This is a genomic window from Pontibacter beigongshangensis (genome assembly GCF_014332515.1).
Lineage (GTDB): Bacteria > Bacteroidota > Bacteroidia > Cytophagales > Hymenobacteraceae > Pontibacter > Pontibacter beigongshangensis.
Window position 1 is genome coordinate 1 of record NZ_VFSD01000006.1, and the last position, 14,356, is coordinate 14,356.

A 14,356-nucleotide genomic window follows, 5' to 3' on the forward strand; every position below is an offset into this window, starting at 1 on the left:
TCTTTATTTTATACAGACTTAAATCATACAGAATGAGAAAAATACTACTATTGTTGCTTGCCTCTTCCTTGGCAGTGAGCCTGACAAGTTGCGATAAAGAAGAAGCTGTTTCACCCAATATTTTCCCTTCTGAGGAGCAGTATCAAACCTTCCTGAGTAGAGAGGAACCATCTTTTAGCGGTACCATGGATGAAAAAATGTTCAATTGGACATATGGCCATCGTAACTTTGAATTTGGTGGGACCTTTGTCAAAGGTACTCTAATGTGTGATGTCGGCACTGATAGAAAGCGGGGCTTCAGTTTGAGTTCATCAGAAGCAGGAAAGTCTTTTACCCTTCATTTTCCTTCCTATAACTACAACTCAACAGAGGAAATTGACTGGGTATTTGAAGTTGGCAAAAAGCAGTTCGGCCACCGAACAGAGGATTTTAGCCTTGTGATAGAAACTGATGGCAAATACTACTCTAGCGGTAATGATCCTAAAGCCAATCACATAGAGATAGTGAAGGTCGAGAAGTATGATGAGATCTGGCACGATGCTGAGGGAGTACCGTACGTGAATGATAAAAAATTGCGTATGTGGTTTAAGCTTGAGACTTTGCTCTCATCCTGTGGCAGCTGTTCCGAAAAGGACTCTATTGAGGTGAAGGGGTTAATGATAGTTGAAGTGCCTTCTTTTGAAGGTAGCTGATGTTGACTCTGCAACCGCCGCCCGGAGCGTGTGCAGCAAGCTATACGGATAATTACCATTGTTGTGAACAGAAGGAGCGGGCGTCAATTAAAGTGGTGTTTTCTCTGAAACGGCCTGCTTCTCCGTATACGCCCTAAAACCCTTTCTATGAAACTGACAGAGAAAAATACGTTTTGGCAGGCGATCGGTATGGGAGCCATTGCGGGCATGCGCTCCATGTCGGCCCCTGCCCTTATCAGCCACCACCTGCACAACAAGCCTTCCTACATGCTGGCAGGAAGTCCGCTGCGGTATTTGCAGCACAATTGGGTTGCAGCCGGATTAAAAGTGTTGGCTGCCTCAGAACTGGCCGGCGATAAAATGCCTCAAGCCGCTGACCGGATCATCTGGCCATCGCTGGCAGCACGCGCTGCCTCTGGCGCCTTGGTAGGAGCCACCGTTTTTGCCACCCACAGGCAGAAGCCGCTGGTGGGGGCACTGGTTGGGGCAGCAGCGGCCATAGCAGCCACCTACGCCAGCTTTTACGGTCGAAAAGCCCTGGGCAACCACACCAGCCTGCCCGATGCCGCCTGGGGTGCAGTAGAAGATGTGATCACGATTGGCGCCGGCTGGGCTATCTCGAGAGGGTAGCGGCAGGCTTTGGTTGCGCCATGTGGGCCGGCAGCTTGGCACGAGAGGAGTAAAGCCTGTTTTTGGCACCCAGGCGGCCCTTAGGTTTGCGTGTTCCTATATTTCTGAAACTGATGTGGCCGGTCTTCCGGCATCTGAAAGAAGGGAGGCCGGGCCACAGGCTCCTGAGCTACTTTTTAAATGGAGGTGAGGCGGCAGCTTTTAGGCCTGCCTTGGCGGGCAATCATGCACCAGGCTAATTCCGGAAATTGTGTTGCAGGCTTTATAAACCAGTGTTTCCAGGCAATAATATGGCAGCTTTTATGATTTTTTTCAGTTGTCCTAAACTACTGACCTTTAGTGGGCTAGGCTGCCGGGTGGCAATCTGGCGGATTTTCAGCTCCTGCTTCAGCCAATGGTTGAGGCATTTTTTTTCTATATTTAGCAAATCAAGTACCATCCTGAAACCTCAAAAGGAAACCGAATTCCTTACCCGATACCGCATTTTTAGATAAATCGAATGGAAAACCTGATCAGAATACATGTGCCGATATCTGTCTCCTACCCGGCCCTGGAAGGGGTGCTGAAGCAACAGATGCAAGGAGAATATATTCCGAAACCGCAGCCAGGTGCCACCGAATCGCCTTATGCCCAGATTCTGGATGTGGGTATTGCAGGCAGCAGCGCCGGAGCCAACACGATTATCCTGCATGTAAAGCTGAGAATTCTTCGCACCATTATGAAGCGCGACCAGGTGGACCTGTATACCGTGGCAACTGTTGGCTACGACAACGCCTCACAGCATCTGTTTGTCCGGCAGTTTAAGGTAGAGTCCAAGACCACCAGCAGCTTTTACAATATCGGCCTGGAAACGCTGGTAAACAAGGTGGCCTATAACCAGATTATCCAGCGGACACGCGTGAGCCTGAAAGACATTATCTCGGCGCAACTACAGAAGGCAAATGCGCTGCTGAAAGACGGTCTCAACGTAAAGGGACTGAAACTGCTGGGTGCCGTAGAGCAGGCACTGGTACAGGACATCGCACTCCACACAGATAAAGTGACGCTAACCTTCGAGCTACAAGCCAATGTGGAAGCGGAGGTTTTCGACCTGGTTAGCCTGATGCCTCCTAAGAAAACCCAGGTGAATGAACTGACCTGAGTCGGCCTCAGTGCCAGCACGCTCGGTTGCCAAAGGTCGGTTGCTGGTTGTAAAAAGCTGATCCTTCTTGAAGTTCGCTCCGGTCATTCATTTGCAGATCTTCTCATCTTCAAATCCCCAAATGGAATTATTAGCACATCAGCACAATAATCCATTAGCACATTAACCAAATTATTCGGATGAAAATGCCCTCCCGGAGGCAGATTTCCTGCTGCTGCCCCTGAGCTAAGCCACCGCCTGGAGCCGGGCAGACCTGATGGCCTTGGAAGTCACCAGTTCCTGCAGGCACTCAATCCAGAGCGGGCTGTCGTTCAGGCTCTCCACCAATTGCCAGTGGGTGCCACCATGCGCCTCGAAAAGCTCTTTGTACTCATGGCCAACTTCTATGGTCGTCTCCAGGCAATCGGCTATAAACGAGGGCGCAAATACCAGGGCCTTTTTAATTCCTTTTGCACTAAGATCTTTGATCGTGTCTTCGGTGTAAGGCTGTATCCAGGGCGAGCTGCCGAGCCGCGACTGAAAGCAGACGGTGTAGTTCTTCGCGGCGAGGCCCAACTGGGCGGCCAGCAGGCGGCTGGTTTCGTAGCACTGCGCCCGGTAACAGAACTGGTTGGCCTGGGTAAAGGAGCTCGTGCAGTGGGCCTGGTCGCAGCTGGTTACGCCGTCGTCTTTGTGCAGCTGTCGCACCGGCAGGCCGTGGTAGGTAAACACAACGTGGTCGTAGGTGGCAGCCTCCAGGTATTTTCGGCCCAGGGCAGCAAACGCTTCCGTAAACTTAGGCTCAGACAGAAAGTTGTTCACAAACCGCATCTCCGGAATCTCCTGCCAGCTTTTCACCAGCTCCATCACCTTCTGCTGTACGGAGCCCGTAGTAGCCGAGGCATATTGCGGGTAAAGGGGAAGCACGATGAGCTTCGATACTTTTGCTGCCTTGAACCGCGCCAAAGCATTTTCGATAGACGGGCTCTGGTACCGCATCGCCAGTTGTACGTCATATGCCTCGCCCAGGGCCTTTTGCAGTAGTTCCTCTACACGATACCCATAAACTTTCAGCGGAGAACCCTCCGGAGTCCACAGCTCCTGGTAAATTTTGGCCGATTTAGGTGCCCGCGTAGGCGCGATAACCAGGTTTACCAGCAGCCACCTGTTCAGGTACGGAATATCCATTACCCGTTCATCCATCAGGAATTCGCGGAGGTATTTTCTTACATCCGGCACCGAAGCGCTGTCGGGGGTGCCCTGGTTCACTAATAACACGCCTGTTTTACCTATATGACTCATGGTAGGTTTTTCTGATTTGGGTGCAAAACAAGTTGTTTCGTCGCGAAACCGGAATGAGGCGTGTCAGCCAGGAAAGTGACCTTCGTCATCAGTCCCGTATGCTGGGTGTAACCAGAGCAGGAGCAGCATCAGCAGCTACAGAAGCTCTGGAGGGGCTTTTTCATTAGCATAATTTGGTTGTTGATTGCTGATTGTTAATTTTTGTTGGTTGGGTGGCTGACTTATTTAATGTTGCATGGCTGGTAGAAAAGGGCTCTCTTTTTGCCATATGGTGGAGGACCTGGTGGTCGGGATGCACAGACCCAAAGCTGTGCAGAAATCCCGCTCATCCTTCCATCCTGAAAATCCGGATTCAGACAATAAGACTTTCCATCATGCATTGCCAAAAAACCTCTGGAGGGGGTTTTTCATTAGAATAATTCAGGAGCGGAGCTTGGTTTTAGCTGGTTTCGCTGATGAAGGTCAATAAATTTCCCGCTCATTGTCATTTCTACTGCACGCCATGCTACCGAAATTTGCACTATTCAAAATCGAATACCTTTTTCAACTTAGATAATTGCCGGAGATGGATTTACAGAAAGAAGACTTGATAAGAAAATACAATGTGCCTGCCCCCCGCTACACCAGCTACCCCACCGTGCCTTACTGGGATACCCATGTGCCGGAGGCCAGCCAGTGGATGCAGGTGGTGAAGCGGACATTTTCGGAGTCTAATGCCGAGAAGGGGATTAGCCTGTACCTGCACCTGCCTTTCTGCGAAGTGCTCTGTACCTACTGTGGCTGCAACAAGCGCATCACCAAAAACCACGGAGTAGAAGACCCCTATATCAAGGCCATTTTGAGTGAGTGGCGGCTTTACCTGGCGCAGTTTCCAGAGAAGCCCATCATCCGGGAGCTCCACCTGGGCGGGGGCACGCCCACGTTTTTCAGTCCTGAGAACCTGCGCCTGCTGCTGGAGCAACTCTATGCCGATGCCGAACTGCACCCCGAAAGAGAATTCAGTTTTGAGGGGCATCCCAACAACACCACCACCGAGCACCTGCAAACGCTTTACGACCTGGGCTTCAGGCGGGTGAGCTACGGCATCCAGGATTTCGACCAGAAAGTGCAGCTGACCATAAACCGCATTCAACCTTACGAGAACGTGGAACGCGCCACGCTGGAGGCCCGCCGCATCGGCTACGAATCGGTTAACTTCGACCTGATTTACGGCTTGCCTTACCAGACGCTGAAAAGCGTAGGCGAAACCATCGACAAGGTGGCGCAGCTTATGCCCGACCGGATCGCTTTTTACTCTTATGCCCACGTGCCCTGGGTAAGCCCCGGCCAGCGCAGCTACACCGAAAAAGACCTGCCCGACAATGCCGAGAAACGCGCCCTTTACGAACTTGGCCTGGAGAAATTTAAAACGCTCGGCTACACCGATATCGGCATGGACCACTTTGCGCTGCCGCAGGACTCGCTCACGCTGGCGCTGCAGAACAAAGAGCTGCACCGCAACTTTATGGGCTACACCACCTGCCAGACAGACCTGCTCATTGGCTTGGGCACCTCCTCAATCAGCGATGCCAAATATGCCTACATGCAGAACCTGAAGAAGGTGGAGACTTATAAGGAAAGCGTGTTGAAAGGCGAGATGGCGATTCTGAAGGGCCATTTCTTAACCGACGAAGACCTTACGCTGAAAGAAGCCATACTCGATATCGCCTGCAAAGGAGAGCTACGGCTGACCGAAGAAATACTGCAAACGCTGGATGCGGATGCCTTGGTGGAGCTGGAGAACTTTGAGGCGGAGAAACTCATTTTAAGAACCAATAATCTACTGCAGGTAACAGACCTGGGCAAAGCGTTTATCCGCAACATCTGCAAGGTTTTCGACCGGAAACTGAAGCAGGTGGTAAAAGACAACGAGCAGGTATTCAGCAAAGCCATTTAACCTTTAGCCAAAGTAACAGGACCAGTTTTAAAATTCCTGAATAAACAATGGGTGCGCCGGTTTAAAGACTGGTGCGCCCATTTTTCATCTATCAGGCAAATACAATTAACAAAAGATGGCCGGGAGTAAAAAGGCTCTTCGGATCATGCCTGCAAATTCTCCGGAACAGAATGTCTTCCGGTCTATTACAAGTCCGTAGTTACCCTGCGGAAGACCATAGACAGCAGCCGGGCCTAATCCTTACAAGTATTTTCCCAAATTCTGAAAGTTCTCTGATTCAGTAGATTATGAGGCTGAAATAAGTTGATATATACAAAAGCATTAGCAACATCAGCAGCCATAACTGCTCCGAGGGGGCATTTTTATTAGAATAATTCAAGATGTCCTACACATCCTGAAATCCTGGCAGAGGCAAAATTCCTGAGTCATTCCAAAAAATGATTTATATCACTTTTTAGAATGACATCTGTTCTTCTGCACCCAAAACGCACTTTCTACTTTTGTAAAATAACTTAACGAAAATTGAGATGGAAGCCGCACTCCAAACCAATATTCAGACTTGTTATCATTGCGGGGATTCCTGTAACGATGAGCCGATTGTGGCGCACGACAAGGCCTTCTGCTGCGATGGTTGCAAAACTGTTTACGAACTCCTCGAAGAGAACAACCTCTGCACCTATTACAGCCTGGAGCAGACACCAGGCATTTCCGGTAAGCAACCGCTCGCCGAGTCGCGCTTCGCTTACCTCGACGATGCCGGCGTAGAAACGCAACTGGTAAACTTCCGCAGCGACACCATCAGCAAGCTCACGTTCTATATTCCGCAAATGCACTGCAGCTCCTGTATCTGGCTGCTCGAGAACCTGTTTAAGCTGAACCCCGGCATTTCGGAATCTACCGTTAACTTTATGCGGAAAGAGCTTTCGCTCACCTTCTTCCACCAGCAAACCTCGCTGCGTGAGGTGGTGCAGCTGCTGGCCCGCATAGGCTACGAACCAGCCATTACGCTGGCCGACACCGATGGCAAAAAAACGACCAGGTACAGCCGCACCATCATCTATAAGCTCGGCATCGCCGGTTTCTGCTTCGGAAACGTCATGCTGCTGGCCTTCCCTGATTACCTGGCCGTAACCAACAGCCTGCAGCGCAGCTTTGGCTCCTTCTTCGGATACCTCAGCCTGATTCTGTCTATCCCAGCCATGTTTTACAGCGCCCGTGGCTTTTTCACCTCGGCCATAGAGGGGCTGAGGCAGCGCATGGTCAACATCGACCTGCCGATTGCTACCGGCCTGCTGGCGCTTTTCTTTGTGAGCATTTACCAGATCGTTACAGGCACCGGCCCCGGCTACCTCGATTCCTTTACCGGCCTGGTATTCTTTATGCTGATCGGCAAATATTTCCAGCAGAGAACTTACGATACGCTCTCCTTCGACAGAGATTATACTTCTTACTTCCCGGTATCGGTCACGGTGCTGAAAGACAACCAGGAGGAAGAATCCATACCGGTGCGTAACCTGAAAGTGGGCAACCGCATCCGCATCCGGAACCAGGAACTCATACCGGCCGATGCCATGCTGCTGCGCGGCACCGCCATGATCGACTACAGTTTTGTGTCGGGCGAGTCGGAGCCGGTGGAGAAAGTGGTAGGCGAGATTATTTATGCAGGCGGCCGCCAGGTAGGCGAGAGTGTGGAGTTGGAAGTAGTGAAAGAGGTATCGCAGGGCTACCTGACCCAGCTCTGGAACGACAGCGTGTTCTCGAAGCAGGAGCAGGCGCAGAACGTGGGTACCTACGCCAACGCAGCAGGCAAATGGTTCATTATCGCCATTATGATTATTGCGGCTGGCACGCTGGCTTACTGGGTGCCACGCGACCTAACCATGGCCATGAACGCCTTTACCTCCGTGCTGATTATTGCCTGCCCTTGTGCCTTGTCGCTGGCTACGCCGTTTGTGCACGGCCATACGCTCCGGGTTTTCGGCAAAAACAAGTTCTTCCTCCGCAACACCGCTGTGGTAGAAACACTGGCAAAAATAGATACTGTGGTGTTCGATAAAACCGGCACACTCACCGAGCCGAGCGCTGCCGAAGTCACTTACAAAGGCAAGGCGTTGACTCCGGTGCAGGAGCAAAACATCAAATCTGTACTGAGCCACTCCACGCACCCGCTCAGCCAGCGCATCTTCCAGAGCATGCCCGGCACAACAACTTCTGTGCAGAACTTTAAGGAATATGCGGGCAAAGGCTTGGTAGGGGAGGCGAACGGGCAACTGGTGCGTCTCGGCTCGGCGGCCTACCTGGGAATAAACGCTGCCAATGCGCACGACAACTTGCAAACGGCCGTGTATGTGTCGGTAGATGGTGTGCTCCTGGGCTACTACACTTTTTATAACGTATATCGCGAAGGCCTGACAGATATTCTGGAGGGGCTGCAGGATAAAAAGATTGCGGTGCTCTCCGGCGATAACGACCACGAAACCGAACGCCTGCGGGAGCTGCTGGGAGAGAAAGCCTCGCTCAATTTTAACCAGTCGCCCATGCAGAAGCTGGAGTACATTCAGCAGCTAAAGCAGCAACAGCAACGGGTGCTGATGGTGGGAGATGGCCTTAACGATGCGGGAGCCCTGAAGCAAAGCCACGCCGGCATAGCGCTCACCAACAGTATCACCAACTTTTCGCCGTCCTGCGACGCCATTCTGGATGCCACCGCCTTTAACAAACTGAGCAAATTCCTGGCCTTTTCCCGGAAAACGATGAAGATCATCCTGGCCGCATTTGCGGTGTCGCTTTTCTACAACGTTATTGGTCTGACGTTTGCTGTGCAAGGGCTTTTCACGCCTATTGTCTCGGCCATTATCATGCCTATCAGCACACTCAGTGTAATCGTCTTCGCCTCCCTTTCCGTTAAAATTGCCGCCAAACGCGCCGGCCTATAAACCACACAGACCCTGCAGGAATAATTTTTAACTCTCAACTCTTAACTAAAACGGCCATGTTCATCATCTTTTTATTAATCGGGATAAGTGTGCTGGTGGCTGCCGGCTTCCTGGGCGCTTTTCTGTGGGCTGTCCGCTCAGGCCAGTACGACGACGACTATACACCCGCCGTGCGGATGCTGTTCGAAAACGAGGTCGGTGGCAGCAACAAGCCTGCAGGCAATAAACCACCAGCCAGGCATACCTGATGCTGCTGATGACAATCACCACCAAAGCTGACCTTCGTCATCTTTCAGGAATTCTGATTTTTTCAAATTTGCATGATAATACCAATAGTATTTAAGTAAGAAATCATCAAATCAACACATTATTTCAATCAATTAAATGGAGGACACCGCACATGTCAACTAATGTAGCTGAAGCTTTAGAACAGGATCCGAGGAGTATTTCGCCACCGAAACAGAAAGACCCCGGCAAACCTGACACGTTTTTTTACGACAACAAAATTGTCCGGGACTTTGGGATAGCCACTGTTTTCTGGGGTATTGCCGGTATGCTGATAGGCGTTATCATAGCGTTTCAGCTGGCTAACCCCGATATGAACATGGGTACCCAGTATACTACCTTCGGGCGTGTAAGGCCACTGCACACCAACGCCGTTATTTTCGCCTTTGTGGGCAACGCCATCTTTATGGGCGTGTACTACTCGTTGCAGCGCCTTTGCAAAACCCGCATGTACAGCGACCTGCTCAGCAAGATCAACTTCTGGGGCTGGCAGCTGATTATTGTGGCGGCCGTTATTACGCTTCCGTTGGGCATGACAACTTCTAAAGAGTATGCCGAGCTGGAGTGGCCTATAGATATTGCCATCACGCTGATCTGGGTGGTGTTTGGCTGGAACATGTTTGGCACCCTTGCCAAACGACGTGAGCGACACATGTATGTGGCCATCTGGTTCTACATCGCCACGTTCCTGACGGTGGCCGTGCTGCACATCGTAAACTCTTATGAAATTCCGGTAACGTTCTGGAAAAGCTACTCTGGCTACGCCGGGGTGCAGGATGCGCTGGTGCAGTGGTGGTATGGCCACAACGCAGTGGCATTCTTCCTGACAACGCCGTTCCTGGGCCTGATGTACTACTTTCTGCCCAAAGCGGCTAACCGCCCGGTTTATTCGTACCGCCTTTCCATTATCCACTTCTGGTCGCTGATCTTTATCTACATCTGGGCCGGTCCGCACCACTTGCTGTACACTTCGCTGCCTGACTGGGCACAGTCGCTGGGGGTTGTATTCTCTATCATGCTGCTGGCTCCAAGCTGGGGCGGTATGATAAACGGTTTGCTGACCCTGCGCGGCGCCTGGGATAAGGTGCGTGTGGAACCGGTTCTGAAGTTTATGGTCGTAGCGATTACGGCCTACGGTATGGCCACATTCGAAGGCCCCATGCTTTCGCTCAAAAACGTAAACGCCATTGCCCACTTCACCGACTGGATCGTAGCGCACGTGCACGTAGGCGCCCTTGGCTGGAACGGTTTCCTGACTTTTGCCATGCTTTACTGGCTATTCCCACGCCTCTACAATACCAAGCTGTTCTCCAACAAACTGGCTAATACACACTTCTGGCTGGGGACGCTGGGTATTTTGTTCTATGCCATCCCGATGTACTGGGCCGGTTTCACGCAAGGCCTGATGTGGAAACAATTCACAGCAGAAGGCACTCTTCAGTATTCTAACTTCCTGGAAACAGTGCTGCAGATTGTGCCGATGTACTACCTGCGCGGCATAGGTGGTATCCTGTACTTGAGCGGTGTGTTCCTGATGATGTATAACCTGTACAAAACGGCCAAGTCTGGTTCTTTAGTAGCCAACGAGCCGGCTGTTGCACCAGCCAGAGTGAAGGAAGAAAGCCATAATGCCGGCCACTGGCACAGCTGGATCGAGAAGCGCCCTACGCAAATGGCTATCTGGGCAACGGTGGCTATCCTGATTGGCGGTCTGGTAGAGTTTATTCCGGCTTTCGTCATCAAATCGAATGTGCCGACCATTGCCAGTGTAAAACCTTATACTTCGCTGGAGTTGCAGGGGCGCGACCTGTACATTAAAGAAGGTTGTGTGAACTGCCATACCCAGATGGTAAGACCGTTCCGCTCCGAAACAGAGCGCTATGGCGAGTACTCCAAGGCAGGTGAGTTTGTGTACGACCACAACTTCCTGTGGGGCTCCAAGCGTACCGGTCCGGACCTGCACCGTGTGGGTGGCAAGTACCCGCATTCCTGGCACTACCACCACATGCTCGACCCAACCTCTATGTCGCCGGGCTCTATTATGCCTGCTTACCCGTGGTTGTTTGAGCAGGACGTGGATCTGAGCACCACCCAGGATAAACTGAGAGTACTCAAAAAGCTGGGTGTGCCATACGAAGACGAGTACATCGCCAACGCTAACGAGGAGCTGATGAAGCAGGCTGAACAGGTAACAGCAGACCTTGCGAAAGAAGGACTGGAAGTGAGGCCAGAAACCGAAATCGTAGCCCTGATCGCCTACCTGCAACGCCTGGGCACCGACATTAAAGTGAAATCAGAAGAATAGAAGCTAGATACTAGATTGTAGATGTTAGATTATCTGAGAGTATGGGATTTGAAGCTTGTTGAGAGTATCAACCCAAACTTAGTGCCTCCTATTTTCAGAAAGAAACATCTACAATCTAACATCTAGAATCTAACATCTAAAATCTAAAGAAAATGTACAAGAACGTTTTGCAAGCCATTGATGGCATCGAAATATATCCACTAATCTCGTTCACGATCTTCTTTGTGTTCTTCCTGGGCCTGCTACTTTATGTAACCCTGATGGACAAAGGATATGTGCAGGAAATGAGCAGCTTTGCCTGCGCACCCGATGAGGACACAGACGCAACCCTAGGAGTCTCAAAACCATGAATACAGTAGCTAAACTATTAAAGAACAGCAGCCTGGCTTTGGTGGCAGGGCTGCTCCTGCTGGCAGGAACTTCTGCGGAGGCACAGGACGCCATAGAAGGCAAAAAGATTTTCGAAGCCAACTGCGCGGTATGCCACAGCATGGAGGCCGATGTGGTAGGCCCGGCGCTGAAGGATGTGCACAAGCGACGGGGAGAGGATTGGCTGGTAAAGTTCATCAGCAACTCGCAGGAACTGGTGCAGGCCGGTGACCCGGATGCCGTAGCGGTATTTGAGAAATTTAACAAAATGCCGATGCCGGCTTTTGAAGGCTCGCTTTCGGATGCTGACATCACCAATATTATTGCCTACATAACCGAAGCAAGCGAGGCTCCGGCCGCCGTAACGGCAGATGCGCCGGCAGCACCTGCAGCTTCAGCTTCTCAGCCTGCTGCCGCTGAAAGCAGCGTTGCGTTCATGGACCTGCCTCCTGTGGTGTTTTTTGTCATCGGGCTGATCGGGATAATCCTGATATTGGTGGTGGCGCTTATTTATATGCTGGCACGCCTGCTTGTGCCCATGATGGGCGACAGCCTACATGATGAGGACTTCCGTGAGTCGTGGGCCGGACGCCTTATTTTCCTGTTCCGGGGCGACATGGCGCTGATGACCGGTAAGGCTAAAGATGTCATTCACGGGCATCACGATTTTGATGGTATTCAGGAATACGACAACGACCTGCCACCCTGGTGGAAAACCATGTTCTATGCCTCCATCGTGTTTGCGGTGGTGTATATGCTGCACTACCACGTATTTAAGACTGGTGCCCTACAGGCCCAGGAGTACGAGATGGAAGTGGAGCAGGCCGCTCTTTTTGCCGCGCTGCATGCCGATGATCCGAATGCCGTAACAAACTACGAGGCGTTGACCGACCAGGCAGCCCTGGAGGCTGGTAAAACCATCTACGCGCAGAACTGCGCCGCCTGCCACGGACCCGAAGGGCAGGGCACGGTTGGGCCAAACCTTGCCGATGAGTACTGGCTACACGGAGGCGATGTAAATGATATCTTTAAAACCGTGAAATACGGGGTGCCAAGCAAAGGAATGGTGCCATGGCAAGGTAAACTCACCAAAGATCAGATGCTGGAAGTTAGCAGCTATATACTTTCGTTGCAAGGATCTAACCCGCCAAACCCGAAAGAGCCGCAAGGGGAGAAAATGTAATTGAGTAGTTTTAATTAGAAATTCAGGATTAGGAACAGTTTAATAGGTGATTTTGATCATTCTTCTCAAGCACCGCACCTTCTAATTTTGAATTTCTAATTATTCATAGAACCGGCAGGACTAATATCCGCACAAATTAAAACTGCCATGGCAAGTAAAATTAACACAGCACCTGATGAATTCAGGGATCATATCTCTACGGTAGATGCCGACGGGAAACGGGTATGGGTATACCCCAAAAAGCCGAAAGGCAAATTATACGATTATCGCAAATGGGTGAGCTATGCCTTGCTGGCATTTCTGTTTGCAGGGCCATTTATTAAAATAAACGGGCTTCCGCTGCTGATGCTGAATGTGGTGGAGCGCAAGTTCGTGATTTTTGGCGTACTTTTCTGGCCCCAGGATTTCTTTATACTGGTGCTTGCTTTTCTGGCCCTCACGGTGTTTATAATTTTGTTCACTGTCGTGTACGGTCGCATTTTCTGTGGCTGGGTCTGCCCCCAGACTATTTTTCTGGAGATGGTGTTCCGCCGGATCGAGTATGCCATAGAGGGAGATTACACCAAGCAAAAGGCCCTGGACAAAATGCCCTGGAATGGGGAAAAGCTATGGAAAAAAAGTGCTAAGACAGCTGTTTTTCTGCTAATCTCCTTTATCATTGCCAACACTTTTTTAGGCTATATCATCGGAATAGAGGAGTTGCAGAAGATCGTGATGGAAGGCCCGGTTAACCACGCAGTAGGTTTTAGTTCTCTGGTGGTTTTTACAGGCGTTTTCTATTGGGTGTTCGCTTATTTCCGGGAACAGGTTTGTACCATCGTTTGCCCCTATGGCAGGCTGCAGGGTGTTATGCTCGACAAAAAAAGCCTGGTGGTGGCCTACGATTATGGCCGCGGCGAACCACGCGGCAAGCTGCGCAAAGGACAGGAACGCACCGATGGCGACTGTATCGACTGCAACCAATGCGTGCAGGTGTGCCCAACGGGTATCGACATCCGCAACGGAGCGCAGCAGCTGGAGTGCATTAACTGCACGGCCTGCATAGATGCCTGCAACGACATCATGCGCTTGATCGACAAGCCGGAGGGCCTGATCCGGTACGACTCCGAAGAAGCGATTGCTGAAGGGAAGACCTGGACCCTGTTCACGCCTCGTGTACTGGGCTACTCGGCCATTCTGGTGTTGCTGCTATCTGCCCTTTCCGCACTGCTTATTGTCCGCGACGATGCCGAGGCAACCATACTTCGCACGCCGGGGCAGCTGTACCAGAAAACGGAGCAGGGCACGGTTAAGAATCTTTACAATATCTCTGTCATTAATAAGACAAACCTCGAAATGCCGCTTACGCTCAGGTTGCTTACCGGCGAGGGCAGTATTCAGGTGATTGGCAGCGAGCTGGTGTTGCCGGCGCAAGGCATGGCAGAAGGAGTATTCTTTGCTGAAATACCAAAAGATCAGCTGCAGGGCATGAACTCCAAGATAGAAATAGGCGTGTACCATGGCGATGAACTGATCACGACGCAGGATACGAAGTTCCTGGCACCGGCCAAGTGATTTGGGAATGAGTGAATTTTGAATGAGTGAATGGGTGAATGTAT

General features: G+C 51.1%; 11 protein-coding genes. 10 read left to right on the forward strand and 1 reads right to left on the reverse strand.

The genetic code is table 11. The features are described 5' to 3' along the window. The first annotated feature begins 32 nt into the window (after positions 1–32). The 3 genes from FJM74_RS06870 (at position 33) to FJM74_RS06880 (ending at position 2,463) form a co-directional block, all read left to right on the forward strand. A complete protein-coding gene (locus FJM74_RS06870) occupies positions 33–692 on the forward strand; it encodes a hypothetical protein (protein WP_187261842.1) in 660 nt (219 codons plus the stop codon). Between the two features lie 147 nt (positions 693–839). Further along, positions 840–1,322: a DUF4126 family protein gene (locus FJM74_RS06875; protein WP_187261843.1), complete on the forward strand. Its 483-nt coding sequence runs from the start codon at positions 840–842 to the stop codon at positions 1,320–1,322. Positions 1,323–1,821: 499 nt separating this feature from the next. Next, positions 1,822–2,463 (forward strand): DUF4403 family protein, encoded by a 642-nt coding sequence (locus FJM74_RS06880; RefSeq protein WP_187261844.1) that lies wholly within the window; start codon positions 1,822–1,824, stop codon positions 2,461–2,463. A 225-nt stretch (positions 2,464–2,688) separates the two neighbouring features. Here FJM74_RS06880 and hemH read toward each other — a convergent pair whose 3' ends face one another. After that, on the reverse strand, positions 2,689–3,744 hold the full coding sequence (hemH, locus tag FJM74_RS06885; RefSeq protein WP_187261845.1) for a ferrochelatase: 1,056 nt from the start codon (positions 3,742–3,744) through the stop codon (positions 2,689–2,691). A 565-nt stretch (positions 3,745–4,309) separates the two neighbouring features. Here hemH and hemN point away from each other — a divergent pair. The 7 genes from hemN (at position 4,310) to ccoG (ending at position 14,312) form a co-directional block, all read left to right on the forward strand. Then, positions 4,310–5,680, forward strand: coding sequence for an oxygen-independent coproporphyrinogen III oxidase (gene hemN / locus FJM74_RS06890; protein ID WP_187261847.1), 1,371 nt, complete (start codon positions 4,310–4,312; stop codon positions 5,678–5,680). A gap of 527 nt (positions 5,681–6,207) precedes the next feature. Next, on the forward strand, positions 6,208–8,616 hold the full coding sequence (locus FJM74_RS06895; protein WP_187261849.1) for a heavy metal translocating P-type ATPase: 2,409 nt from the start codon (positions 6,208–6,210) through the stop codon (positions 8,614–8,616). 56 nt (positions 8,617–8,672) lie between these two features. Next, positions 8,673–8,864 carry a cbb3-type cytochrome oxidase assembly protein CcoS gene (gene ccoS, locus FJM74_RS06900; protein WP_187261851.1) on the forward strand — a complete coding sequence of 64 codons (192 nt, stop codon included), beginning with the start codon at positions 8,673–8,675 and terminating at the stop codon, positions 8,862–8,864. A gap of 152 nt (positions 8,865–9,016) precedes the next feature. Then, positions 9,017–11,206 carry a cytochrome-c oxidase, cbb3-type subunit I gene (ccoN, locus tag FJM74_RS06905; RefSeq protein WP_194349958.1) on the forward strand — a complete coding sequence of 730 codons (2,190 nt, stop codon included), beginning with the start codon at positions 9,017–9,019 and terminating at the stop codon, positions 11,204–11,206. A 152-nt stretch (positions 11,207–11,358) separates the two neighbouring features. Beyond that, positions 11,359–11,556, forward strand: a complete 198-nt coding sequence (locus FJM74_RS06910; protein ID WP_187261852.1) for a hypothetical protein — start codon at positions 11,359–11,361, stop codon at positions 11,554–11,556. Continuing rightward, positions 11,553–12,758 carry a c-type cytochrome gene (locus tag FJM74_RS06915; protein ID WP_187261854.1) on the forward strand — a complete coding sequence of 402 codons (1,206 nt, stop codon included), beginning with the start codon at positions 11,553–11,555 and terminating at the stop codon, positions 12,756–12,758. The genes FJM74_RS06910 and FJM74_RS06915 overlap by 4 nt, the downstream gene beginning before the upstream one ends. Positions 12,759–12,905: 147 nt before the next feature. Further along, positions 12,906–14,312: a cytochrome c oxidase accessory protein CcoG gene (gene ccoG / locus FJM74_RS06920; RefSeq protein WP_187261856.1), complete on the forward strand. Its 1,407-nt coding sequence runs from the start codon at positions 12,906–12,908 to the stop codon at positions 14,310–14,312. The last annotated feature ends 44 nt before the right edge of the window (positions 14,313–14,356 follow it).

Excerpts from the sequence above, each read along its gene's own strand:
- FJM74_RS06870 (WP_187261842.1), top strand. The coding sequence starts at position 33 with ATGAGAAAAATACTACTATTGTTGCTTGCCTCTTCCTTGGCAGTGAGC.
- FJM74_RS06875 (WP_187261843.1), top strand. The coding sequence starts at position 840 with ATGAAACTGACAGAGAAAAATACGTTTTGGCAGGCGATCGGTATGGGA.
- FJM74_RS06880 (WP_187261844.1), top strand. The coding sequence starts at position 1,822 with ATGGAAAACCTGATCAGAATACATGTGCCGATATCTGTCTCCTACCCG.
- hemH (WP_187261845.1), bottom strand. The coding sequence starts at position 3,744 with ATGAGTCATATAGGTAAAACAGGCGTGTTATTAGTGAACCAGGGCACC.
- hemN (WP_187261847.1), top strand. The coding sequence starts at position 4,310 with ATGGATTTACAGAAAGAAGACTTGATAAGAAAATACAATGTGCCTGCC.
- FJM74_RS06895 (WP_187261849.1), top strand. The coding sequence starts at position 6,208 with ATGGAAGCCGCACTCCAAACCAATATTCAGACTTGTTATCATTGCGGG.
- ccoS (WP_187261851.1), top strand. The coding sequence starts at position 8,673 with ATGTTCATCATCTTTTTATTAATCGGGATAAGTGTGCTGGTGGCTGCC.
- ccoN (WP_194349958.1), top strand. The coding sequence starts at position 9,017 with ATGTCAACTAATGTAGCTGAAGCTTTAGAACAGGATCCGAGGAGTATT.
- FJM74_RS06910 (WP_187261852.1), top strand. The coding sequence starts at position 11,359 with ATGTACAAGAACGTTTTGCAAGCCATTGATGGCATCGAAATATATCCA.
- FJM74_RS06915 (WP_187261854.1), top strand. The coding sequence starts at position 11,553 with ATGAATACAGTAGCTAAACTATTAAAGAACAGCAGCCTGGCTTTGGTG.
- ccoG (WP_187261856.1), top strand. The coding sequence starts at position 12,906 with ATGGCAAGTAAAATTAACACAGCACCTGATGAATTCAGGGATCATATC.